Genomic DNA, 23,789 nt, shown 5'->3' on the forward strand with positions numbered 1-23,789 from the left:
AAAAACCTCTTATTCTCTCACATTTCAACAGGAATCTCAAAACAAAAATCGTATATATACCATGAAATATATTTATTAATGGAGGAATTTTATGACTACTGTTATAACACTCGATATAGCCACAGAAATTGAAAACGCAGAAATACATATGCTCTCTTCTAGACTAAAAGCATTACAAGCATTAGCTGAAAATCCAATGCAAGTACAAATGAAAAAGTTCGGGAGTGCCACTGCCTTTTCATCAAAAATAATTGCTGGTCCAGCTTTTAATACGGTAAAAGGTATTACATTTACAAATACAGATGAGATAGATGAAATCGTCTCTTATTATCAATCGCTACAAATCCCTTGTCGTTTTGAAATTACACCCGCTCAAGGTACAGCCAAATTATTTCAATACTTATCTCACAAAGAGGATTTTACCAATCCAGCTTCCATACCGCTTTATATAGTATACCGAGAGAAGACCCTTCCCTTCTTCCTTCTAACATTTCAGTACGCGAACTAAAAGAAAATGAATTTCATATTTTTGCAGACATATACGTACGCGGATTTAACATGCCATCCTTTACAAAAGATGGCGTCCATCAAAATAACGAAATTCTCTACAATAAACCTGGCTGGCATTTTTTCATAGCCGAAGTTCAAAACACTCCTGCGGGTATTGGTGTCCTGTATATAAATAATGGGATTGCATCATTAGCTGCTTCTGCTACTTTGCCAGAATTTCAGCGTAAAGGCTGTCATACTGCATTAATTCAAAAACGAATAGAGACGGCTATTGAATCCAACTGTAACTTAGTAGTTGGACAAGCAAAGTTCGGTAGCAGCAGTCAAAATAATATGGAACGTGCCCATATGAAAATTGCTTATACGAAATCAATATGGACTGCAAAAGACATGTAATTTACATTCTTTCTCTTCTCATTACAATTTTATACATTTTATGACACTTTCTTTTCTATCCTATTAATCATTTGAATATTCAAACTATATTTGTTACGCTATTACTAGATACATCATTCAACTTGCACTATGAAAAGAGAATTCTAATCAAACTACAAGGAGGAGAAATGTATGACTAAACATGATCATGGTTTAAAAGAAAAAGTAGAAGGTGCTATTGATAAGGTAAAGGGTGAAGTAAAAGAAGTTGTTGGGAAAGTAACTGACAATAAGAAATTACAAGCTGAAGGAAAATGGGATAAGGTGAAAGGCACTGCTAAAGATACAGTTGGTAATGTGAAAGAAAAAGTACATGAATATAAAGAACATAAGAAAGAAAAATAAAAAAGAGCCCATCGGCTCTTTTTTATTTTCCTTCATTCTTCTCTAACACGTATAAATCTTCTTCAATATTCGTTAATTTCTCACTTACAAGCTTTCTTGCATCTCCAATTGCTTGATTGTATGCAAATGGTCCAACTAATTTAATCATCTCTTCTATTAAACGCTCTGCTTGGAAACGTCCAATTTCATCTAAATCTTCTTCCATGAAAAATTGCTGAATTTGTGCTACAAGCTCTTCTTTTTTATCATTTGGTATTTTTATATTCATCATCGTTGTTACTCCTCTATATTTAAGATAATATCTTCCTTAACTCTACCATAGAAAAACGATTACCAGGACAGCTTTTTGTAACTCCTTCTAACTCCCTATGACCGAGTATATTCTCTTTCTTTATAGCAAATTGCTTCATAAATATTTTACATAAAGAATATAATGCATTCACTTGTGCAGGAGTTGGATCGTATTTATCAAAATTTCCCGTCATACATATCCCAATTGTATGGCGGTTATGATCTTTCGCATGCGCTCCAATATGTAAACCTCGTCCTTCCACTACAGTTCCGTCCTCTTCGATAAAATAGTTGTAACCAATCCCACTCCACCCTTTTACAGTTTGATGAAATTCATGCGTTTTATACACGTCCCATCCATCTTCAGCTGTATGGTGAATAATCAGTTTGTTTACTTTTTCTAAAGGAACTAATTCATCTTGAAATGTTAGATTGACACGTTTAATTTCCATTTGAACTGCCTCCTCTTAAAAATCAATCATAATAATCGTTTTATCATCTGGTCTTATTCTCTTTTCCCCTTCCAGCTCTTCAATGATTGCTACATATTCGTTTATACTATTCTTTCTTATATATGCAACTGTTTGTTCGAGTGGCCAATCTGGGTGAAATAACCCGTCTGAACAAATAAAAATTCCACTCACTTCATCTATATGTAATTCACCATGTTGTAAATAATGTATCGCTTCTTTCATTCCATTTGCAACTGAATAACCATTTGGCATATTTGCAAGATAACGATTGTACTTTAACTGTTCTCGAACATCTTGAAAAACATGTTCCTCCGGGACAGATAAACCTTTCTTACGATCTTCTTCCCTCTTCCTTTTTGCTCGGTTACTAATTCCTTTAACTGTGTCTTTCGTTAATACTTGCATCGTTCCATTTTGAAAAGTTGCGACAATCATACAGTCCCCAAGCTGCGCATATTCAATTTTCTCACCATCTATTTGAACTGCCGCAATACATGTACACCACAAATGATCTTTCTTTCTCGTATCTACTTTATATTCCAACATTTTGCTTTGCAATGCTTCATTTGCTTTTGCAACTGCAAATCGTAACCTATGATTCTCTCGTAATGAAGTAAAATAACTTGCAAATAAATGCGAAGCGATGTATGCTCCATTATGTCCATTTTCATCACCAAACGGGACAAGTGGTGTTGCACCGTCACATACACCATAAATCTTTTTTTCTTTATTACAAAAATAAGAATCCTCACATTCTTGCTTCAACGGGCTTTTCTGTTGATATGTTTTTATCTTCACAACTGTATCCCCTTTCAAATAATAAAATACTCAAATTCTTTTGATTAATCTAATTTACCGAAATAAACTGTTTTTACCCAAAACTTTCAATATCATATATAATCTTGAAATAATATGAATTTTTCAGTGAAGGACGGGAAAGAAATGGTCAGATTCCTTGGTGTTATTATCGGTTCTATTATTATTGCGGTTGCCTTTAATCTTTTCCTTATCCCCCACAAAATTTTAAGTAGTGGAATTGGCGGAATTGCTATTATTTTAGGAATTGTAACCCCTGTAAACACAGGCATTATTAACTTTGTATTAAACTTACCTATCCTTATTTTAGGGTACATAGGTCTTGGAAAAAAAGTAATTTTTAACACAGTTGTCTCTGTAGTTGTATTATCTGTTGCATTATACTACGTTCCAGTAAAAGTCGTAGCAACAGATCCATTGTTATCTTCTATCTTCGGAGGTGTCATCGCCGGAGCTGGTATTGGTCTTGTTTTTAACTGTAATGGATCCACTGGTGGATTTGATATTATCGGTATGCTTTTATCCCGCAAGCGAGACATTAAACTTGGCGGATTCCTTATTATTTTAAATGCAGTCGTTGTAATAATCGCAGGATTCTTCTTCACCTGGGATGTTGCACTTACAAGCTTACTTTCAATTTATGTAACTGGTAAAGTAATTGATGCTGTTCATACAAAACATCGTAAAGTTACACTTATGATTGTAACAAATGAAGCAGAAAAAATGAAAAAACAACTTCTTTCAACTGTTGTACGTGGAATAACGTTACTTGATGGCGAAGGTGCTTATTCAAGCGAGAAAAAGCGTGTACTTATGACCGTCGTTTCTCGTGAAGAATTAGCAAGTATGAAACTAACAATTTCTGAAATCGACCCGAATGCATTCGTTAATATTACAGAAACTGTAGAAGTATTAGGACTTTTCAGAAGAAGTTAAAGACTAGGTGGGAATCCACCTAGTCTTTATTTTGCATAAATTCAATTCGGTTTCCAAATGGATCTGACACGTAAAATCGAATTACATCTGGCCGTGCATAATCATCAATCACTTTAACACCTTGCTCTATAAGTGTTTGCTTAAATTCATTAATTTCATTCACATAAAAAGCTGGATGAGCCTTTTTAGCTGGTGTAAAGTTCCGCTCCACACCAATATGGATTTCTTGATTTCCGCATTTAAACCAACATCCACCTCGTTTTTTCAACTTTTCTGGCTTTGGAATTTCTTCCATACCAATTGTATTCCCATAAAAATCACGCGCCTCTTCTTCACACCCTACAGGTGCAGCTACTTGCACGTGATTAATCCCTTGAATATAATTTTTCATTTTCTCTCCCCCTCCTCTACCCTAATGTTATACGGAAAACAGCCGTCTGTAACTTACAAGAGGTTTATAAAACAATATAAGCTCCCCTTATTAACATCCTGCATTCACCTTGCAAAAAATAAAAAAAACAAAATTTATTCTATAACTTCCATTTTTTATAGAAATACACATTACATCTATATTATAGTTATGAATAGACAAATCTTTTTAGATGCTATTTGTACGGAGGAACTATTATGAGTCGTAAAAAATATTCACCAACTCAAAAAAAACGTCATCCGAACATTTCTAGACGTTTGCGAAACCATATACAAGATCGTTCATTAACAGAAATGTACGCATCTCTGTTCGAACACAATCCTGATAGTATTATTTCATTAAATTTAGAAGGAGTTATTCTACATATAAATCCTTCTGCCGAAAGAATATTAGGTTACACTTCTTTAGAATTAGAACAGAAAAATATTACCTCTATTTTAGAAGCCCATATTTCTGAGCAAGTATTACAAAATATAAAGAATACTGAAGCGGATAATCAACAAGAGTATATCTTATCTATTTATCATAAAAATGGATTCTTATTAGATGTTGTGACAAAACTAGTTCCTATTTTTGTTCAAAATCGTCTTACTGGCGTATATGCTATTATGAAGCCGCTTGAAAAATCAGAAAGAATTGAGAATATGCTAAAAGAAAGTGAGAAGAGATTACGTACATTAGTAAACTCCATGCCTGCCTTTGTTATATTTAAAGATCATGAAGGGCGCTGGCTTGAGGCAAATGACTACGCACTTTCTTGCTTCAATTTCCATCATGTACCTTACCATGGGAAAAAAGATAGCGAACTCATTCAATATAATGAAGCATACCGAGAAGCTTTTTTACATTGTGAAGAAATTGATGAACTAGCATGGCAACAAAGACAAATTCTTCATGGCGAGGAATTTATTATACATAGAGATGATTTCGATCTAATCTTAAGTATATCAAAAGTCCCGCTTTATCATCCTGACGGTTCTCGCAAAGGTCTTATCGTGATGGGGAGAGATGTTACTGAGCTAAAAGAAACTGAAAAGTTATTACGAAAATCTGAGAAGCTCGCAGTAGTCGGACAACTGACAGCTGGAATTGCCCATGAAATTCGAAATCCACTCACTTCTCTAAAAGGTTTTCTAACGTTGCTCCTCCCTGAAATAAATGAGGAGCAAAAATGGTATATCGATGTTATGTTAAGTGAGATTTCACAAATGGAATCCATCACGAGTCAATTTATGGCGATGTCTAAGCCACAAGTATTATCTATCCAAACTTGTAACATACAAACTTTAATTGAAGAGGTAGTTACATTTATTTTACCGACTGCAATTATGCATAGCGTTCATATCATCATGGATCATTTTGATTACGTATATGATATTCAATGTGACGGTAACCAATTAAAACAAGTTTTTATAAACATATTAAAAAATGCGATAGAAGCGATGCCAAATGGCGGAAATATTTTCATTCAAACAAAACCATTAGAGGATAATTTCATCTTAATACGAATTATCGATGAAGGTTGTGGCATTCCAGAAGATCGTATCTCCCGTCTAGGCGAACCTTTTTATAGTTTAAAAGAAAAAGGCACAGGACTAGGATTAATGATGTGTTACAAAATAATTGAAGAACATCATGGTAAATTACACATTTCAAGCGAATTAAATAAAGGTACGATTGTTGATATTGAGCTACCACTTTCTTCATCTCATCTTGCAATCCAGTCTTAAATAAAAAAGAAGCATCTGCTAATCGTTAGCAGATGCTTCTTTTTTAAAATGCTTTGTCATACCACTCTTTTGCTTTTTCTACTTCACCCATCGTTAATTGATGCCCTCGATTTTCCCAATGTATTGTTACATTCGCGTTTGCATTTTCTAATAGTACCTTCAATTCCTCGGACTCTGCTGATGAACAAATTGGGTCATTTGTCCCAGCAGCAATAAACACAGATTTCCCTGCTAAATTTGCTAATTGCATTCCTCTTCTTGGTACCATTGGGTGATGAAGCACAGCACCTTTCAATGCATTTTCGTAATGGAATAATAAGCTTGCTGCGATATTTGCCCCATTCGAATAACCGATAGCTACAATGTTATTTCTATCGAATTTATATTCTTTAGCCGCTTCATCTAAAAATTCATTTAATTCCTTCGTACGGAAAATTAAATCCTCTTCATCAAAAATGCCTTCTGCTAATCGGCGGAAGAAACGCGGCATCCCATTCTCTAACACATTTCCCCTAACGCTTAATACCGACGCTTCCGGATCAACTATTTCTGCAAGTGATAGTAAATCTAATTCATTACCACCTGTGCCATGAAGTAATAACAACACTGGTTTTGACGTATCTTTTCCTTTTTGAAAAACATGTTTCATCATAATCCTTTTCCCCCTTCAATCACTTTAATCTAAATTTCTCACTTCAAATGGTAAAAGCGTTTGTTCAATCTGTTTTCTATGTTGTTCATATTGTTCCGGTAACTTTAATTCCTCACCCATCGTCTCTAACGATTCATCATGAGCGAAACCAGGAGGATCTGTTGCAATTTCAAATAAGATTTCACCATGTTCTCTAAAATAAATCGCGTTAAAATAATTTCGGTCTTGTACAGGAGTTACGTGATATCCAAAACGAGTCATATGCTCTTTCCAGTCTAGCTGATCTGCATCGTCACTCGCTCTCCAAGCAATATGATGAACTGTGCCAACGCCCATTTGGCCACGACCGATTGTTGATAATTTCAAATCAATAATATTTCCAATGTCAGCAGAAGAACGGAATCGAACAAATTCACCCTCTTCTCCAATTTTCTCAAGACCCATAATATGTTCTAACAATTCAGCTGTTTTTTGAGGCTGTGCAGATAAAAGAACAGCACCTCCAAACCCTTTAATTGCTACTTCTGGTGTAACTTCTCCAAAACTCCAATTATTTAATTCGCCTTCTTCTCTTTCAACTAATTCTATATGCAAACCATGCGGATCATCAAATTCTAAATACTGTTCTCCAAAACGAGTCATTTTTGTATACGAAACATCGAATTTTTCTAATCTATTTTCCCAAAACTCCATTGCACCTTTTGGTACAACGTAAGACGTAATTCCTACTTGACCATCTCCAATAATACCTTGACGAGCACCTGCCCATGGGAAAAACGTAATAATTGTTCCAGGCTTTCCTCCTTCATTTCCAAAATAAAGATGGTACGTACCTGGATCATCAAAATTCACTGTTTGTTTCACTAAACGTAACCCCAATACACCAGCATAAAAATCTACATTTTCTTGTGGATGTCCTACGATTGCTGTAATGTGGTGAATTCCCATCGTTTTCTTTGTCATTTTCTCCGCCCCTTTTTATTTCATTTTAAAAACTTTTATTCATTAAAATTCATTATTCATTTTGTCCATACTGAAAAGTAAAATCCGTCATTATAATCTTATCTCGAATTCGAGATATTAATTATAATATCACACTTGAATGTCTACTTTATCAAAATCATCTCAAATTCGAGATAATTCTCAAAAAATATTTACTCTATTTAAAATCTGTATTCGTAACATAAATTATCTTGAACTCAAATTTATTATAAGTTACTTACTTTTAGTTGTCAACGAATTCCGTATTTTCATTTTAAATAAAAAGAGAGTAAACGCCAGTTTCGTTTACTCTCTTCGCTAATTATTTCGTTTCCTCTTCCAGCACTGCTTCCATCTCATTAAATTCACGATGAACTGCCTTAACGGGTTCTTTCGTTAATAAACTTACAACGATAACAGTTAATAAACTACAGAAGAATCCAGGTACCATTTCATACATAGTCGCTTTTAAACTTGGAATTTGTACCCATGCTATAACAACTACTGCACCAACAATCATACCTGCAAGAACGCCCCACTTATTCGTCCTTTTCCAATATAAACTTAATAAAATAGCTGGTCCGAATGCTGAACCAAATCCAGCCCAGGCATAACCTACAAGTGTTAAAATTGTATCACTTGGATGATACGCTAAAACAACTGCGATCATAGCTACTACTAATACTGATAATCTACCGATAAATACAAGTTCTCTGTCACTTGCGTTACGACGGAAAAATGTTTTATAAAAGTCTTCCGTTACTGCACTTGAAATAACAAGTAATTGTGAGGAAATACTACTCATAATCGAAGCCAAAATAGCTGATAATAAAAATCCTGTAATGTATGGATGGAATAAAATATTTGAGAATGTTACAAAGACCATTTCTGGATCTTGTAATGTCGCATTATTTTTAGCATAATAAGCGATACCAATTAGACCAGTAAGCATTGCACCTATAATTGAAATCGTCATCCAACCGATACCGATTCTACGAGAAGTTTTTAAATCTTTAATAGAGGTAATTGCCATAAAGCGGACAATAATATGTGGTTGACCAAAATACCCAAGACCCCATGCTAAAAATGAAATAATACCAAGTATTGTAGTCCCTTTAAACATATCTAAATGTGATGCATCAACTTGCTTAATCGTATTGAATGTTTCTGTTACACCACCGACATCCGTAAAAGCAACAATTGGCACTAGTACAAGCGCAATAAACATAATACACCCTTGCACAAAGTCCGTCCAACTTACGGCTAGAAAACCACCAAATAGTGTATACGCAACAACGACACCCACTGTTACAAATAAACCAATTTTATAATCAAGGTTAAAAGAATTTTCAAACAAACGTCCACCTGAAACTAAACCAGCCGACGCATAAAATGTGAAAAATACTAAAATGACGATAGCGGAGACAAAACGAAGTATTTTCGTACGATCTTTAAACCGATTTTCTAAAAAGTCTGGAATCGTAATTGAATCATTTGCCACTTCTGTATACGTTCGTAAACGCGGGGCAATGATTAAATAGTTTGCATAAGCACCTATTAATAAACCTATCGCAATCCATACACTTGATAATCCTGTTGCATACATCGCACCAGGTAATCCCATTAGCATCCAACCACTCATGTCAGAAGCACCAGCTGATAAAGCTGTAACTGCTGGACCGAGTCCTCTTCCGCCTAACATATAATCTGATAAATCGGATGTCTTCTTATAAGACCAATATCCGATATACAACATACCTGCCATATAAATAGCAAGCGAAACCATAATTTCAATCTTCACCAAATCTCTCCCTTAGCCCATAAGCCATTCAAAATTTCGAAAAATGACTTTTTCTATTTTCTTGTATTCGCTTATGGTTCCCTACCTTAACAAACATTTTTTGTTCTTTCAAGTGAACGAGCACTTTTCATTACATGTGAAAACCTTTATAAACGCCTTTATCCCAGTGGATTACAATGATTTTTCAAGAAATTTAAGTAAAAATATTCAGAAAATTAAACAATGTTTTTTCACACCTTATTTTCATTCGTTTACCCGATAAATTTTAAAAGAAAAAGCCATACAAATGTATGACTTTTAGCTTATTGACATCTCAATTTTCTCTTTCTCTACATATACTTTACGAAATTTCATATAGCATCCAATACGCCAAGGTACTATATAACAAACCGCAAGAGTGTAGAAAAGAATGCCAATTGACTTTGGATCTAAACCTTGTAAATGTCTTCTAAAATAAGCACGTAAAAGAACGATAACTAAAAATGTAGCAATAAAAGCGATACTTTTTTTCGCATAAATTTGGCCATCTTCTCTAACTTCATACCCACTTAAAATAATAAGTGGAATTGACAATAACAGACCGATCCCAGCAGCTATACCAATTTGCCAACCAACAAGTTGTATCGGTGCAGCATATAAAGAAAAACCTGGTAATAAGAAGAATAATGGCAATAGTAATCGTCTTCCTTTATTTTTAATTGGTCGATTCATAGAACGCATGCGTCTAAATATAACGAGCCCTATGACGAGTAAAAAAATTGTAATACTGTACGAACCTTGCTGCAAGTGAATCTCTCCCTAAAAATAGTCATTTTTAAAAACACTTCCCTATTATACTCCTAATTTTTCCAAACAATATGATTATTCCTCTGAAAAATCTTACATATCAAATATACTTTTAGATTTGATTTACTATAGGAAACAATTCCGAAAGAGGAACTACTCTCCCCATCTCGTCTTTAAACACAATATGCTCTCTAGTTAAATGGCGCGGGCTCTTCACTCCCGCTGCCGCTGCTAATGAAAATAAACTATATCTCATACTAATAATATAATTCATGACTCGCCACTTCTTCTCATACGGATCTAACGCTTTTTGATAATGCGGATTCGTCGTGGCTACACCAGATGGACATTGGCCAGAATTACATTGAAGGGCCATAATACAGCCGCTTGCCATCATAAATCCGCGGGCTGAACTTACAGCATCCGCTCCAATCGCTAAAGCAATCGCCACTTTATCTGGTGTGATTAATTTCCCCGATGCAAACACTTTGAATTTGTCCCGAACACCATAATGATTCGCTGTATCAATACATGTCAGTAACGCTGGAATAAGCGGCATTCCCATACTATCTGCCATCGATTTATACGTCGCTCCTGATCCACCTTCTGAACCATCAATTGTAATGAAATCTGGATAGATATTTAACTCTTTCATCGTTTTAAATAAATCTTCCAAAGGCTCCTGCTGACCAATTACAATTTTCATTCCAACTGGTTTACCGCCGCTTTCTTGCAACTGTTGAATAAAACAAAGTGTATCCGTTGCATTCTTTAAAAATGAAAATCGATTCGGTGAATTAATCGTCTCTCCCTTTCTGACGTTGCGAACAGAAGCAATTTTCTCATTTACTTTTTGTCCCTCTAGATGACCACCACGTATTTTAGCACCTTGCCCAAATTTCAATTCGAATGCTCTAATATTACTTTCTTTTGCTTTCTCCCTGAATTTTCCCATTGAAAAATTACCGTCCTCATCGCGGTATCCAAATAACCCTGGACCAATTTGCGCAAGGATATTTGCTCCTGTATGTAAATGTTCTGGAATAATGCCACCTTCACCAGTATTAATCCACGATCCGCCTGCCATTTTTGCTCCAAAACCACTCGCTAAAATATAATTTTCTCCAATCGCGCCGTAAGAAGTCGCAGATGCACCAAACATACCATGTAGCTTCCACGGATATTTACGGTTCTCACCGACTATAATTGCATCATCTTCTTCGTACAGCCAAAGATTCGTTGTATCCGCTGTCAATTTTTCTCTTCTTGAAAATAACCCTTCTTTATGAATCACGTACTTTTTACCTTCTCGCTCTTGCGTGAGATTCACACTTAATTCCTCAGTCAATATCGGAAATAATGTATTAGCAATATAATAGCCAGAAGCTTCAAAATCTCGTTTTGATCCAAAACCAAGTATTTCAGAGCGATATTTCGCTAAAAACATAACACTTTGAAAATCATAACGTGAGAAAGGCTTTCCATCCGTATCATGATCAAACCAATATTGTCGAAATTCAGGCCCTATCTTTTCCAGTAAGTAGCGCATTCTTCCTAAGTATGGATGTAACTTTAAAATAGAATGATGTGTTCGGTTTTTTATAAAAAATGTAATGATAAAAAAGACGATTAAAAGCAACATTAAAAATAGTAATATACTAATAATAACGAGTAGCGTTTCACTCATCCCGCTTCCCCCTATAAAATCCCATAATAAAAGGAGAACACTCGATGTGTTCTCCTTTTATCTTTATTCATACTAACGTAACAAGATGCTCTTTCGCGTCATATTCAACTAAACTTTCAGCATGTTTAATTCGATGAACAAAGTCTGGATTAGCAATTAACGGTCTGCCGAATGCCACTACATCAATCGTTCCTTCTTGCAACGCTTCTTCGGCCTCTTTCGGATTTAAATTACCAACCCCAACAATTGTACCATCCCAATATTTTCTTACTAGTTGATGAAAATTCTTTCCGTCAGCAATTTCTTGCGTATAATTCATCGTTGAAGGATGGATCATCGTTAATCCAACTTCTTTGAACATATTTACGAACGTTTCAATTGCAAGCTCAGGATTTTCCCACATATAAGTAGGATTATCACCTTTGAAAGCAGAGAAGCGAAGAAGTGTTTTATTAGCTCCAACAGCTTCTATTACAGCAGCCGTTACTTCTTTCATAAACGTTAACCTTTGTTTTAAATTACCGCCATATTTATCTGTTCGCTTATTCGCAGACTCATACGTAAATTGATCAATTAAATATCCGTGTGCACCGTGAATTTCTACTCCATCAAATCCAGCTTCGATTGCATTTTTCGCAGCTTGTGCGTATTGACCAATCACTTCTTGTATTTCTTCTAACGTCATTGCTTCTGGCGTATCAAACGGTTTACGAAAACGTGGAACATTTCCCTCTGCAGCGATAGCAGATGGTGCTTGCGGCATTTGTCCACCAATTATTTCATGATGACTCATACGCCCAACATGCCATATTTGAGCAATAATCGTCCCGCCTTCTTTATGTACTGCCTCTGTAACAGGTTTCCAAGAATCGATTTGTTCTTGTGTATAAATTCCTGGTACTCCTGGATTCCCTTTCGCTCTTGGACTAATGACAATTCCTTCTGTAATAATTAATCCAACTCCGTCAGCAGCACGCTTTCTATAGTATTCCACTACATCAGCACCCACTGCTCCAGTCTCATTATCTGCAAAGCATCTTGTCATTGGTGCCATTGCTATACGATTACGAAGAGACCAAGCTCCAATTTGAATTGGATCAAACAACTTTGTTTCTTCAACGTTTTCAAAAGATCCCCCAGCGTTTACATTTGTTCCTTCATAAATACTCGCTGCTTTATTACTTGAACTTGTCATCTTTCTTCCCCCTAAAAAATCTTACTATAATCGCATCATACTTACTTTTAGATAGTAACGTCAATTTTTACGACTTTACAATAAAAAATTCGAATATAAAAAAAATAAAATGCTATAAATAATATTAAAAAGGTTTCCTTAGAAGGAAACCTTTTTTGTTGAACATATATGGTTGTCAATTCATTTATCTCTTTAATATAAAAAATACCTTATCAATAGAAGTGAATATGGTTCAGTATTCTTCTAAAAATAATAACTTATATACCTAAAACAATGAAAGCCCTACCTCTCTTTCATCCTTACGGCTCCTCGTCCGTGCCAGTGTGAATCAGGATTGCAAAAATCAAGTAACTATTTTATCGAAGTATTCAATTAAACTTCGAACATTCATAAATGAAATTAAAAAATAAAAATGGATTTGATTGTAGTAATAACAATAGAGGTAATGCTCTAAAAGTGGTGTGAAAGAGTTGAATGTCTTTGAAATGATAAATTTTCTATAATTATGTTCCCAAAAAATTCAAGATCTTTTTTGGGATATAATACATTATTTGTAATGAACCTTAACAAAAGCTTTTTATCTGATTTTCTGTGATACCTTCAATTAATCCCAGCTCACTAATCAAAAATTCATATGCGTTATCTAACATCTTCTTTTCGCTTGCATTAAGTGCTTTTTCTTTCTGTATACGCATTAAATCACGCACAACTTCAGCACCTTCTTGCATTTTACCCGTCTTTATTTTATCAGTGTTCAATTTATACCTTTGTTTCCACGTAAGTAATCTATCTGACTCCCCATGTTGAAAAATATCCATTATGTGTACTAATGCGGTTATATCCGTAACTGGTCGTATATTCGAATTCGATATTCTCCCTGCTGGAATCATTAGTTCCATATTACTAGCCGACATTTTTATAACATAATACTGTTGTTTTTCTCCTGAGATTTCCTTCTCTTCTATGGCTTTAATTATACCTGCTCCCTGCATTGGATAAACAATGTTATCGCCAATTTGAAACAAATAATCCACCTCCATATATGGTAACCTTCTCAAGCTTAACATACTTTTAGTTTTTTAGCAAAAATTTTATTTTATCATAAAATTATTTTACAAGTCAACACTTCAGAAGCAAGAAATTAAATTTACACAATACACTATAACAACCCGCAATTTTATTAACGGTTCCATACACATTCATTCTCTTTTAACATAAAAACACATCACTACTTTTGAGTAGTAATGTGTTTTTGATAATGCATAGATAAAGATCTACTTTTCCGTCTATATACTAACCCGCTTACTAATTGTTTCCCTCGCTAAAAGAAAACTCATAATTACTTGCGCAGCTACTCGGCTCGTCATATCCCTAAAATCAAGAGTTGGATCAATCTCTACTATATCCATTCCTTGAACGAGCGGTTCTTTACCAAGGAATTCAATCGCATCTAGTAAAGTCGTACTATCCATTCCACCAGGCCCAATTGCTGGACAACCTGGTGCAAACGCTTGGTCTAGTACATCCATATCAAGAGAAATATAAATAGAAGTCACACCTTGTTTTCTTAATACTTCAATACTTTCCGTGATAATATCTTTTATTTCTCGCTCTCGTACGTCTTTCATTGTATACACTGTTACGCCATGCTCTATTGCATATTCATGGTACGCACGTGCGTTAGAAAAATTACGAATTCCAATTTGAACAAGTTGTTTCCCTGTAATGACATCATTTTCTAATAAACTACGGAATGGTGTACCATTTGACGGGCCTCCATCATCTAAATTACGTAAATCATGATGAGCATCAAATTGAATAATCCCGACCTTTCCTTTACTGTTTGTAAAGCCTGTTATACTCGGAAAACTAATCGAGTGGTCACCACCAAGAACGATTGGTACCATGTTCGGATTTACTTTCGTTACATGACCAACTGTTTTCGCAATTCGGTTATGACTTTCTTTTATATCCGTCACATGCATCGTGATATCGCCGCAATCATATAAGACACTTTCTTTCATATCGTGTTCTTCTGTAATTGCGTACGTACTATATGCATCTAACATCGCACGAATTGTTTTTGGAGCAAAACTTGCTCCTGAATGACTAATAGATGGCTTAGAAAGGGGTGCTCCAATTAAGGCAGCACCGAATATTTCTACGCCTTCCTCCCAATCTTTAATCATCTCACTCCATTTTGTCACTTCACGATCAATAAACTTTGCATTCTTCTTTAAATAGTGGCCGTGCTCCACGATTGTTCACCTCTTGTATATGCAATATTACCATTCTTCCATACTGTATTCACATGACTTACGCCGTAATGATACGGTACGTAAGCATAATTATAAGCATCCCATAAAACTAAATCTGCCTTACGACCAACTCTAATTTTCCCAGCTACATCACCACGGTTAATGGCATATGATGAGTTAACCGTTACGGCATTCCACACTTCTTCTGGTGTCATTTTCAGTTTTAGCATCGCAATGCTCATAATAAGCTGAATATTTTCAGTTGGACAGCTACCTGGGTTAAAGTCTGTAGCTAACGCAACTGCAACACCTTCATCAATCATTTTACGACCACGAGCAAAGCTTTCTTTATTTAAATAGAAAGTTGTTCCTGGTAATAATGTTGCTACTGTATTCGAGTTTGCAAGCATTTCAATCCCTTTATCAGAAGCGCCAACTAAATGGTCCGCTGATGCTGCACCAATTTCTGCCGCTGCTTCCGCACCACCAAGAGGGTCTATTTCATCCGCATGAATTTTCACATCAAAGCCAAGCTCTTTCGCTTTTAATAAAAACTCTTTTGATTCTTCGACAGAGAACACACCTGTTTCACAGAAAATATCAACGAACTCCGCTAATTGCTTCTCTTTCATTTCTGGCAATAAGTCTAACATCCATTGTAAAAATTCTTTCGATCTACCTTTATATTCTTTCGGAACTGCATGAGCACCTAAAAATGTGGAAACTAAATCGATCGGATGCTCTTTTTGTAATTGTGCTGTTGCCTCTAATTGTTTCCATTCCGTCTCATCATCTAATCCGTAACCGCTCTTCGCTTCTACAGTAGTAACTCCGAAAGATAGCATACGGTCTAAATGGAATTTCGCTTTTTGAACAAGTTCTTCCTTCGACGCCTGTTTCGTTGCATTTACAGTTGAAAGAATACCTCCGCCTTGTTCTAAAATTTCTAAGTACGGAACTCCTTGTAATTTTAGTGCGATTTCATTTTCGCGAGATCCACCAAATACAAGATGAGTATGCGGATCAACAAGACCAGGAGAAACCATTTTCCCGCCGCAATCAATAACTTCTTTCGCCTGAAGTCCTTTCGCTTCTTCCGCTGTTCCAACGAAAGTGATTACATCATTTTCAATTCCAACCACACCGTTTTCGATAACAGGAAGCGTGTTCATCGCTTCCCGCCTTAACAAGCCATCTTCTTGATCCATTGTTAGTAATTGACCGATATTTATTAGTAAAGTGTCCAGCATGTTTTCTCCCCCTTATTTCATCATTGGAATGTTAACGCCTTTTTCTTTCGCAGTTTCCACTGCTAAGTCATATCCTGCATCAACGTGACGAACAATACCCATACCAGGGTCAGAAGTTAATACGCGCTCAATACGTTTTGCTGCTGCTTCTGTTCCATCTGCAACAATAACCATTCCAGCGTGAAGTGAATAACCCATACCAACGCCGCCACCGTGGTGAACAGATACCCAACTCGCACCGTTTACACTATTAATTAATGCATTTAAAATTGGCCAGTCTGCTACTGCATCACTACCGTCTTTCATCGCTTCTGTTTCACGGTTTGGAGATGCTACTGAACCGCAATCTAAATGGTCACGACCAATAACGATCGGTGCTGATAATTCACCATTTGCCACCATTTCATTAATGATGCGGCCAAACTTCGCACGCTCACCGTAACCTAGCCAACAAATACGTGATGGAAGCCCTTGGAACTCCACTTGTTGACGCGCCATACGAATCCAGTTACATAAATGCTCATTGTCAGCGAATTCTCGTAAAATTACTTCATCTGTTTTATAAATATCTTCTGGATCACCAGAAAGAGCTACCCAGCGGAATGGTCCTTTTCCTTCACAGAATAATGGACGAATAAATGCTGGAACAAATCCTGGGAAATCGAAAGCATTTTTCAAACCTTCATCGAAAGCAACTTGGCGAATGTTATTTCCATAATCAAATGTAATTGCGCCTTTTTCTTGCATCGCAAGCATTGCTTCTACGTGCTTTGTCATACTTTCTTTTGATAATTGTACGTAACGTTCTGGGTCTTCTTCACGAAGTTTCGCTGCCTCTTCTAACGTATAACCTACTGGAATATAACCGTTTAATGGATCATGAGCAGATGTTTGGTCCGTAACTAAGTCAGGGATAATATTACGATTTACTAACTCAGGTAAAATTTCTGCTGCATTACCTAATAATCCAATTGAAATAGGCTCTTTCTTCTCTTTATACTCGTTTGCAATAGCCAATGCTTCTTCTAATGATTCTGTATACTTATCACAATATCTCTTTTCAATACGACGATCGATGCTGCGCTTATCTACATCAATAGCAATGACAACACCGCCATTCATCGTTACAGCAAGAGGTTGTGCACCACCCATACCACCTAAACCAGCAGTAAGTGTTAATGTACCTTTTAATGAACCATCGAAATGTTGACGAGCTGCCTCACCAAATGTTTCATATGTTCCTTGTAGAATCCCTTGTGTTCCAATGTAAATCCAGCTACCAGCTGTCATTTGTCCGTACATCATAAGTCCTTTTTTCTCTAGTTCTCGGAAGTGATCCCAATTCGCCCATTTTGGTACTAAGTTTGAGTTCGCTAACAGAACGCGCGGTGCATCTTCATGTGATTTAAAAATGGCAACTGGTTTTCCTGATTGAACAAGTAACGTTTCATCGCTTTCTAACGTTTTTAATGAATCTACAATTGCATTGTAGCTTTCCCAGTTACGAGCTGCACGGCCAATTCCGCCATATACAACTAATTCTTCTGGTTTTTCAGCAACTTCAGGATCTAAATTGTTCATTAACATACGAAGTGCAGCTTCTTGCACCCACCCTTTCGTTTGTAACTCTGTACCTCTTGGCGCGCGAATTGTTTGTTGTACTTTTTCCATTTCAATCTCTCCCTTTTCTCATTTTATAGTGCTGCGTTTACATCTAATCTTTCTTTTATCGAATAATTCGTTTTTAACCAATGCGCAATATTTTCAATATCCGTTGAGAATATACGGTCATTTGTAATAGAAGGTACTTGCTGACGACCTTGATGGTAGAAGCTCTTCGTCACTGTACTCATGTTTTCAATACCACGATATTCTGCTGCTTGCATTGCACAAATCATCTCAATTGAAAGAACACGTCTTGCATTTTGAATAATTTGATGTGCATGGCGTGAAGCAATTGTTCCCATACTTACATGATCTTCTTGGTTAGCTGACGACGGGATTGAATCTACACTCGCTGGATGTGCTAACGTTTTATTCTCAGAAACAAGTGATGCTGCTGCATACTGCATAATCATTGCACCAGACTGAAGTCCTGGTTCTGGACTTAAAAATGGAGGTAAATCATTTAATTGCGGATTTACTAAACGCTCAATACGACGCTCCGAAATATTTGCAAGTTCCGCCATTCCTACTTTTAAGAAGTCCATCGCAAACGCAATCGGTTGACCATGGAAATTCCCGCCCGAAATTACTTTTTCTCCGCCATCAAAGATTAGCGGATTATCCGTTGCTGCATTCATTTCAATTTCTAATTTTTCTTTCACATAATTCAAAACTTGCCAAGAAGCACCGTGTACTTGCGGGATACAGCGAAGTGAATAGGCATCCTGTACACGTAGTTCTCCTTGTTTTGTTGTTAACTTACTATCATGAAGAATGTCACGAATTCTGCTTGCTACATCTACTTGCTCTTTATAACCACGTGCTTTATGAACATTTTCATCAAATGCATCAATAATGCCTTGTAACCCTTCAATTGTCATCGAAGCAATTAGTTCAGCTTGATACGCCGTTGCTTCTGCCTCTATATAAGAAAGAACTCCTTGTGCTGTCATCGCCTGCGTACCATTAATTAACGCAAGACCTTCTTTCGCTTCAAGTTCAATTGGCTCAAGCCCTTCTTCTGTAAGAGCAACCATTGCATGAACGCGTTTCCCTTTATAGAACACTTCACCTTCGCCTAATAATACGAGAGCGAGATGAGATAAAGGTGCTAAATCTCCACTTGCACCAAGTGAACCTTGTTGCGGGACAACTGGGTGAATTTTACGATTTACAAACTCAAGAAGCATATTTACAACAAGCGGTCTAACACCAGATACTCCTTTAAGCATCGTGTTCGCTCGTAAAATTAACATACCGCGTGATACTTCTTCAGGGAATGGATCGCCTATACCGCATGCATGTGACTGAATTAAATTGTGTTGAAGTGCCTTTACATCATCTTTTTGAATAAGCACATCACTGAACTTTCCAAATCCAGTTGTAATACCATAAACGACTTTTCCGTCCTCGACAATTTTCTCAACAACTTCGCGGCACTCCGCCACCTTTTGCATACTAGTTGGACAGGCTGTTACACCTTCCCCTTCAAGTAACAATCTCTTCATTTCTTCAATTGTCAATGTGTGTCCTGTTAACGTAATCATTCTTTTTTTCCTCCTTAAAAAGGCAAAAGGGGACCTTATCTTTTTAAGACAGACTTCTGTCCTAAAAAAGTAAGGCCCCCTTCTAACTAATAGACTATGGGCAAATCATATGTGATTAATTCCTAAACCAATCGCCTCATGCTCAGATCCTTTTACAGGTGCACCAATCGTTCCATATAGCGCAACAGCAACCCATTCGCCTTCTTTTTTTCCGTCGTATGGTCTACCGCGCACAATCGCAAATCGAAGTCCTACTGTACGAAGAACGTCTGCTAACTGAATTTGACCTCTCGTCACTCCGTACAATGCTTCCATAATTGCATGATAAAGTGCATGTGTTTCTCTGTAAACATCTGTTTCAATAACTTGGTTGCTCTTAGCCGCTGTTTCCATTGCTGCTACAACTTTTTGCGAATTCATCGAACCCACTTTCCCCGTACAATACTTCCAACCTTTTGGAATAGATAATACAGGGCTTTCATTCTCATCCGCAAGTGCCAACAACATGGCCATACGACCAATTCGATGTGTTCCTTGGAGAAGCATGTGACTCTCTCATTTCTTTTAATTATTTGAATATTTCTTAATTTAAGAATATATGAAAACGGTTAAATCGTCAATAGTTTAAACTCACATTCAAACATTTTTTTCATCTCCTCCATTTGTGTACACAAATGATTTACACAAATTTTTCAGACGTGCTATAGTCTCACTAACAGATGCAAAGGGGCGATATTTCAATGACGAAGCGAAAAGATATTCATTTTCGAATTGAAGAAAAATTACTTGAAAGGTTTGAATCTGCACTTCAATATGAAGGTTTAAAGAAAACCGACGTATTAACACATGCGATTCAGCAATTTTGCACGAAGGTGGAATGTGAAAAAATGAATGATGTAAAACGGCAATATAGCGTCAGTAACAATTTACAAACACGTATCGATACGCATAAACATTACGAAGAAAAACAAGTGAATTTAGATGAAATCGTTATTGAACATTTACAACTTCAAGGGGAAGAAAGCATATTAGAGGTTGGGTGCGCTAGTGGAAAATTCCTTTCCCTTTTACAAACAAATGGTCATAAAGGCCCATTAACCGGGTTGGATCAATCCGAAGCTATGCTTGCTCAAGCTGCTAAGACGAATAACTTAATAGAATGGAAACGAGGGGATGCTAATAAACTTCCTTTTGAAACAAATTGTTATGACCTAATAATTGCAAGACATATGTTATACCATGTGAAAGACGTTGAAACAACAATTCAAGGATTACATAAAGTAATTCGTCCCGGCGGCTCACTTTTAGCTACAACAAATTCTAACGATACACTACCTCGTATAATTGAAATGTGTAACCGCATGTTAGACGCATTTGATTTACCGAAAACAACATCATCAGTCACTCCATTTTGTTTAGAAAACGGTAAAGAGATATTACAATCCGTTTTTCCAACTGTTGAAGAAACAGTTATTCATAATGCGCTCGTTTTTCATCATGCTACCCCAATAGTAAACTATATTTCTAGCATGTTTCCATCGCTAAATATACCCGATAATATGTATCTTCAAGCCGAGATGAAAGAATGGCTAACAGAAGAAATCAACAAGGAATTATCTCTCCATAACGGTATATGGCGCGATCCAAAAACGTTAGTAATTTATCGGTGTAAAAAAGAAAAAAGCTAGCATTTGCTAGCTTTTACACGTTTTCTCGTAAAAGTTTCTCCATTACTACATTGCCTTTACCACAATAAAAATTTGTATTATGTTCGTCTGCCACTCCAAAATAAGAGGCAATCACTATTCCAAATGCTACAAATGCATGCCCCTGTGCTGTAATAATATTTGAATGTTTCACAACTTCTTCATACACAAAATTTTTTACTGGAAAACAATCGAATTTTTGATAATCTATAGTCGCAGTATAAGAAATCCCCTTAAATAAGCCTGCTTTTGCTAGCGCATACGGTCCAGCGCAAATTGCCGCCACTAATTTTTCTTGTTCATGAAATTGCCGAATGATTGAAAAAAGAGTTTTTGCATCTTTTAACTGTACTTCTTCTCCACCTGGAATAAGTATCCCCTCATACTCATCTACACGTACTTCACTTACTTCTATATGCGGCTGCACTTGCAACCCAGTTTCACTTATAACCAATTCCTTAGTTAAACCTACTGTAATGATGTCATATTTCTTTTTCAGCAATGCTGTAGCTACCGTTATTTCAAACTCCGCAAATGTTGGATATACGAATAAAAGTATTTTTTTCATAACGCTTTCTCCTTCAACCATCTCATAAAATATGCCTCTAATTCGTCCACTGTTAATCTATTCGTGTCCAAATAAGTTACAGGAAATTGTCTATACCAATCTTTTTCCGTTTCTACTAATTTAAATTGCTCATCAAATGTACTTCGTTTTCTTGTCCTATCGTTATTTTTTCTATCATATACATTCTTTTTCGTCACATCTAAATAAAAAATAGCATCTGAACGACATTCTCTTAATTTATATAATTCATCTTTCAATCCAGTTTCTATATCCCACTCTTTCCCTATAATCATTGGATAAAAAAGTGTATAAAATTCAATATCTTCAGGTCCACGATCAAAAATAACAACTGAATCTTTCACATTTTGAAACTCCTTTATTTTTACTTCGATAAACATTTTTTGATTTATGATAAACCCTTCTTTTGAATTCACATCCAAATTTAATTGCTTTCGCTTTTCTACAATTGGATAAGGATTTTCATATATAACCGAATATCCTCTCTCTTCTAATCTTTTAGCCAATGTTGTTTTTCCGCTTGCCATCGGCCCTTGCAGTGAAATTACGTATGCCATGCCTCTCATTCCCTTACACTTTAGTACACCTATAATATACAGAAATTTGAAAACTCTCAACATTATATATATCATCTTGTTTCTTATTCTTATCTAACTTATAATGAAAAATAGAGATTATGACGGACGCATCAATAATGTAAGCTTGGAAATCCAAGCTTACATTATTTTTTGCTTTCCCTTTTCTAATAAAAAGAGTATACTAGATTGGAACGTATGTTCTTAATAATTACATACAGTAAGGAGATAGAACAATGGTATACGACACAAAAGCAATTTCTTGGAATGAATCTTTAAAACAACTTCAACGCCGCTATACAAACAAACAAGTTGACCGAAAAGAATTTGAGGATATTGAACTGATGGAATTCTTCCGCGATAACGACTACATTTCTTTACCTACACATATAAGCGGCCTATCAAAAACACGTTTTACTTCTTACTCTATTTTCACAACTGAAGATAAAGATCGTAAAGTTGGCACACTTATTATTGAGTATGTTGAAGACGATAATAATAATTTATGTGTTGAACAACTATACTTCGTTTAAACTATAACGCTTGGTCAAAATGACCAAGCGTTCTTGCTTTCTATTAATCTCACTGTATATAATATGAATAAAAGAAAACCGTAATCATTAAGGGGGGATATGCTTGCTCGAAGGATGGTTCAGTTGGTTCATTGTATTGTGGACGGTTATTTTATTAGGACTTATGTCTATCGGTGGATACTTTATGTTCAGAAAATTTTTAAAACGATTACCAAAAGAAGACGGCATGTCCATTTTGGATTGGGAAGAACACTACATAAATAAAACGAGACATTTATGGGCTGACGAACAAAAACAATTGTTAGAAGAGCTTGTAAGTCCTGTTCCAGAACTATTTCGCGATGTTGCAAAATCAAAAATCGCTGGCAAAATTGGGGAACTTGCATTACAAGAAAATGCCTCTCAAATTACACAAGACTTAATTATTAAAGGATATATCATTGCCACACCAAAGCGTGATCATAAATTTTTAATTAAAAAACTACAAGAAAAAAAGATTGATTATTCTAACTATCAATCTTTACTCGCAAAGTAACTTCATATTATTTTCGATAAAAAAGACAGCGCCTTTGACGCTGTCTTTTTATTTGGTACATATACA

At 35.9% G+C, this 23,789-nt stretch carries 24 protein-coding genes and 1 pseudogene; 7 read left to right on the forward strand and 18 right to left on the reverse strand.

Annotated features, from left to right (window positions below):
• Positions 1 to 91: 91 nt before the first annotated feature.
• Together BCG9842_RS17805 and BCG9842_RS17810 are read left to right on the forward strand one after the other, a co-directional pair.
• A pseudogene (locus BCG9842_RS17805) lies at positions 92 to 906 on the forward strand (GNAT family N-acetyltransferase).
• A 171-nt stretch (positions 907 to 1,077) separates the two neighbouring features.
• The gene (locus BCG9842_RS17810) at positions 1,078 to 1,290 is read left to right on the forward strand and encodes a CsbD family protein (RefSeq protein WP_000160410.1); all 213 of its coding nucleotides are present in this window, start codon (positions 1,078 to 1,080) and stop codon (positions 1,288 to 1,290) included.
• A gap of 22 nt (positions 1,291 to 1,312) precedes the next feature.
• On the opposite strand, the gene BCG9842_RS17815 is transcribed toward BCG9842_RS17810, so the two are convergent.
• The 3 genes from BCG9842_RS17815 to BCG9842_RS17825 are packed head-to-tail and all read right to left on the reverse strand — an operon-like array spanning position 1,313 to position 2,870.
• Complete coding sequence (locus tag BCG9842_RS17815) at positions 1,313 to 1,561, reverse strand: DUF2164 domain-containing protein (protein ID WP_000981064.1); 249 nt, start codon at positions 1,559 to 1,561, stop codon at positions 1,313 to 1,315.
• 19 nt (positions 1,562 to 1,580) lie between these two features.
• Positions 1,581 to 2,033, reverse strand: a complete 453-nt coding sequence (locus tag BCG9842_RS17820) for a peptidoglycan recognition protein family protein (protein WP_000403998.1) — start codon at positions 2,031 to 2,033, stop codon at positions 1,581 to 1,583.
• Between the two features lie 15 nt (positions 2,034 to 2,048).
• Positions 2,049 to 2,870 carry a protein phosphatase 2C domain-containing protein gene (locus BCG9842_RS17825; RefSeq protein ID WP_002162635.1) on the reverse strand — a complete coding sequence of 274 codons (822 nt, stop codon included), beginning with the start codon at positions 2,868 to 2,870 and terminating at the stop codon, positions 2,049 to 2,051.
• 126 nt (positions 2,871 to 2,996) lie between these two features.
• On the opposite strand from BCG9842_RS17825, the gene BCG9842_RS17830 reads away from it, so the two are divergent.
• Entirely contained in the window at positions 2,997 to 3,806 is an 810-nt protein-coding gene (locus BCG9842_RS17830; protein WP_000251344.1) for a YitT family protein, read from the forward strand.
• A 19-nt stretch (positions 3,807 to 3,825) separates the two neighbouring features.
• On the opposite strand, the gene BCG9842_RS17835 is transcribed toward BCG9842_RS17830, so the two are convergent.
• Positions 3,826 to 4,197: a VOC family protein gene (locus BCG9842_RS17835; protein WP_000800779.1), complete on the reverse strand. Its 372-nt coding sequence runs from the start codon at positions 4,195 to 4,197 to the stop codon at positions 3,826 to 3,828.
• Between the two features lie 236 nt (positions 4,198 to 4,433).
• On the opposite strand from BCG9842_RS17835, the gene BCG9842_RS17840 reads away from it, so the two are divergent.
• Positions 4,434 to 5,966 (forward strand): BA3702 family sensor histidine kinase, encoded by a 1,533-nt coding sequence (locus BCG9842_RS17840; protein ID WP_000087650.1) that lies wholly within the window; start codon positions 4,434 to 4,436, stop codon positions 5,964 to 5,966.
• A 43-nt stretch (positions 5,967 to 6,009) separates the two neighbouring features.
• Here the strand turns inward: BCG9842_RS17840 and BCG9842_RS17845 are convergent, their stop codons facing one another.
• From BCG9842_RS17845 to hutP, 12 genes are all read right to left on the reverse strand, one after another.
• Positions 6,010 to 6,618 (reverse strand): alpha/beta hydrolase, encoded by a 609-nt coding sequence (locus BCG9842_RS17845; protein WP_000975496.1) that lies wholly within the window; start codon positions 6,616 to 6,618, stop codon positions 6,010 to 6,012.
• Between the two features lie 24 nt (positions 6,619 to 6,642).
• Positions 6,643 to 7,581, reverse strand: coding sequence for a ring-cleaving dioxygenase (locus BCG9842_RS17850; RefSeq protein ID WP_000163260.1), 939 nt, complete (start codon positions 7,579 to 7,581; stop codon positions 6,643 to 6,645).
• A gap of 340 nt (positions 7,582 to 7,921) precedes the next feature.
• Positions 7,922 to 9,400, reverse strand: a complete 1,479-nt coding sequence (gene putP, locus BCG9842_RS17855) for a sodium/proline symporter PutP (RefSeq protein ID WP_000687593.1) — start codon at positions 9,398 to 9,400, stop codon at positions 7,922 to 7,924.
• A 297-nt stretch (positions 9,401 to 9,697) separates the two neighbouring features.
• Positions 9,698 to 10,186: a cytochrome c biogenesis protein CcdC gene (locus tag BCG9842_RS17860; RefSeq protein ID WP_001183916.1), complete on the reverse strand. Its 489-nt coding sequence runs from the start codon at positions 10,184 to 10,186 to the stop codon at positions 9,698 to 9,700.
• 112 nt (positions 10,187 to 10,298) lie between these two features.
• A complete protein-coding gene (locus BCG9842_RS17865; RefSeq protein WP_000005177.1) occupies positions 10,299 to 11,873 on the reverse strand; it encodes an FMN-binding glutamate synthase family protein in 1,575 nt (524 codons plus the stop codon).
• Positions 11,874 to 11,940: 67 nt separating this feature from the next.
• Entirely contained in the window at positions 11,941 to 13,068 is a 1,128-nt protein-coding gene (locus BCG9842_RS17870; RefSeq protein WP_000204595.1) for an alkene reductase, read from the reverse strand.
• A gap of 563 nt (positions 13,069 to 13,631) precedes the next feature.
• Positions 13,632 to 14,093 (reverse strand): CarD family transcriptional regulator, encoded by a 462-nt coding sequence (locus BCG9842_RS17875; RefSeq protein WP_170264802.1) that lies wholly within the window; start codon positions 14,091 to 14,093, stop codon positions 13,632 to 13,634.
• Between the two features lie 261 nt (positions 14,094 to 14,354).
• Positions 14,355 to 15,326, reverse strand: coding sequence for a formimidoylglutamase (gene hutG, locus BCG9842_RS17880; protein WP_000399844.1), 972 nt, complete (start codon positions 15,324 to 15,326; stop codon positions 14,355 to 14,357).
• Positions 15,305 to 16,576: an imidazolonepropionase gene (hutI, locus tag BCG9842_RS17885; RefSeq protein WP_000887549.1), complete on the reverse strand. Its 1,272-nt coding sequence runs from the start codon at positions 16,574 to 16,576 to the stop codon at positions 15,305 to 15,307. The genes hutG and hutI overlap by 22 nt, the downstream gene beginning before the upstream one ends.
• Before the next feature lie 12 nt (positions 16,577 to 16,588).
• Positions 16,589 to 18,247 carry a urocanate hydratase gene (gene hutU / locus BCG9842_RS17890; RefSeq protein ID WP_000416937.1) on the reverse strand — a complete coding sequence of 553 codons (1,659 nt, stop codon included), beginning with the start codon at positions 18,245 to 18,247 and terminating at the stop codon, positions 16,589 to 16,591.
• Positions 18,248 to 18,270: 23 nt separating this feature from the next.
• Positions 18,271 to 19,788: a histidine ammonia-lyase gene (hutH, locus tag BCG9842_RS17895; protein WP_000631844.1), complete on the reverse strand. Its 1,518-nt coding sequence runs from the start codon at positions 19,786 to 19,788 to the stop codon at positions 18,271 to 18,273.
• A 105-nt stretch (positions 19,789 to 19,893) separates the two neighbouring features.
• Complete coding sequence (gene hutP / locus BCG9842_RS17900; protein WP_000926515.1) at positions 19,894 to 20,334, reverse strand: hut operon transcriptional regulator HutP; 441 nt, start codon at positions 20,332 to 20,334, stop codon at positions 19,894 to 19,896.
• 194 nt (positions 20,335 to 20,528) lie between these two features.
• Here hutP and BCG9842_RS17905 point away from each other — a divergent pair, with 194 nt between their 5' ends.
• A complete protein-coding gene (locus BCG9842_RS17905; protein ID WP_000166776.1) occupies positions 20,529 to 21,476 on the forward strand; it encodes a class I SAM-dependent methyltransferase in 948 nt (315 codons plus the stop codon).
• 13 nt (positions 21,477 to 21,489) lie between these two features.
• On the opposite strand, the gene BCG9842_RS17910 is transcribed toward BCG9842_RS17905, so the two are convergent.
• Positions 21,490 to 22,062: a DJ-1/PfpI family protein gene (locus BCG9842_RS17910; RefSeq protein ID WP_000722190.1), complete on the reverse strand. Its 573-nt coding sequence runs from the start codon at positions 22,060 to 22,062 to the stop codon at positions 21,490 to 21,492.
• Complete coding sequence (locus tag BCG9842_RS17915; RefSeq protein WP_000332115.1) at positions 22,059 to 22,637, reverse strand: AAA family ATPase; 579 nt, start codon at positions 22,635 to 22,637, stop codon at positions 22,059 to 22,061. The genes BCG9842_RS17910 and BCG9842_RS17915 overlap by 4 nt, the downstream gene beginning before the upstream one ends.
• Positions 22,638 to 22,891: 254 nt before the next feature.
• Between BCG9842_RS17915 and BCG9842_RS17920 the strand changes: the two genes are divergently transcribed.
• On the forward strand, positions 22,892 to 23,188 hold the full coding sequence (locus BCG9842_RS17920; protein WP_000262400.1) for a hypothetical protein: 297 nt from the start codon (positions 22,892 to 22,894) through the stop codon (positions 23,186 to 23,188).
• A gap of 103 nt (positions 23,189 to 23,291) precedes the next feature.
• Positions 23,292 to 23,723, forward strand: coding sequence for a DUF2621 domain-containing protein (locus BCG9842_RS17925; RefSeq protein ID WP_000889371.1), 432 nt, complete (start codon positions 23,292 to 23,294; stop codon positions 23,721 to 23,723).
• Positions 23,724 to 23,789: the final 66 nt, after the last annotated feature.

The organism is Bacillus cereus G9842 (genome assembly GCF_000021305.1).
Lineage (GTDB): Bacteria > Bacillota > Bacilli > Bacillales > Bacillaceae_G > Bacillus_A > Bacillus_A thuringiensis_S.

Bases quoted from the DNA above. Each gene is read 5' to 3' on its own strand.
- hutP (WP_000926515.1), bottom strand. From the start codon at position 20,334: ATGCTTCTCCAAGGAACACATCGAATTGGTCGTATGGCCATGTTGTTG.
- hutU (WP_000416937.1), bottom strand. From the start codon at position 18,247: ATGGAAAAAGTACAACAAACAATTCGCGCGCCAAGAGGTACAGAGTTA.
- BCG9842_RS17820 (WP_000403998.1), bottom strand. From the start codon at position 2,033: ATGGAAATTAAACGTGTCAATCTAACATTTCAAGATGAATTAGTTCCT.
- BCG9842_RS17915 (WP_000332115.1), bottom strand. From the start codon at position 22,637: ATGGCATACGTAATTTCACTGCAAGGGCCGATGGCAAGCGGAAAAACA.
- BCG9842_RS17910 (WP_000722190.1), bottom strand. From the start codon at position 22,062: ATGAAAAAAATACTTTTATTCGTATATCCAACATTTGCGGAGTTTGAA.
- BCG9842_RS17845 (WP_000975496.1), bottom strand. From the start codon at position 6,618: ATGATGAAACATGTTTTTCAAAAAGGAAAAGATACGTCAAAACCAGTG.
- BCG9842_RS17850 (WP_000163260.1), bottom strand. From the start codon at position 7,581: ATGACAAAGAAAACGATGGGAATTCACCACATTACAGCAATCGTAGGA.
- hutH (WP_000631844.1), bottom strand. From the start codon at position 19,788: ATGATTACGTTAACAGGACACACATTGACAATTGAAGAAATGAAGAGA.
- BCG9842_RS17905 (WP_000166776.1), top strand. From the start codon at position 20,529: ATGACGAAGCGAAAAGATATTCATTTTCGAATTGAAGAAAAATTACTT.
- BCG9842_RS17815 (WP_000981064.1), bottom strand. From the start codon at position 1,561: ATGATGAATATAAAAATACCAAATGATAAAAAAGAAGAGCTTGTAGCA.
- BCG9842_RS17870 (WP_000204595.1), bottom strand. From the start codon at position 13,068: ATGACAAGTTCAAGTAATAAAGCAGCGAGTATTTATGAAGGAACAAAT.
- BCG9842_RS17865 (WP_000005177.1), bottom strand. From the start codon at position 11,873: ATGAGTGAAACGCTACTCGTTATTATTAGTATATTACTATTTTTAATG.
- BCG9842_RS17920 (WP_000262400.1), top strand. From the start codon at position 22,892: ATGGTATACGACACAAAAGCAATTTCTTGGAATGAATCTTTAAAACAA.
- BCG9842_RS17835 (WP_000800779.1), bottom strand. From the start codon at position 4,197: ATGAAAAATTATATTCAAGGGATTAATCACGTGCAAGTAGCTGCACCT.
- BCG9842_RS17810 (WP_000160410.1), top strand. From the start codon at position 1,078: ATGACTAAACATGATCATGGTTTAAAAGAAAAAGTAGAAGGTGCTATT.
- BCG9842_RS17840 (WP_000087650.1), top strand. From the start codon at position 4,434: ATGAGTCGTAAAAAATATTCACCAACTCAAAAAAAACGTCATCCGAAC.
- BCG9842_RS17830 (WP_000251344.1), top strand. From the start codon at position 2,997: ATGGTCAGATTCCTTGGTGTTATTATCGGTTCTATTATTATTGCGGTT.
- hutI (WP_000887549.1), bottom strand. From the start codon at position 16,576: ATGCTGGACACTTTACTAATAAATATCGGTCAATTACTAACAATGGAT.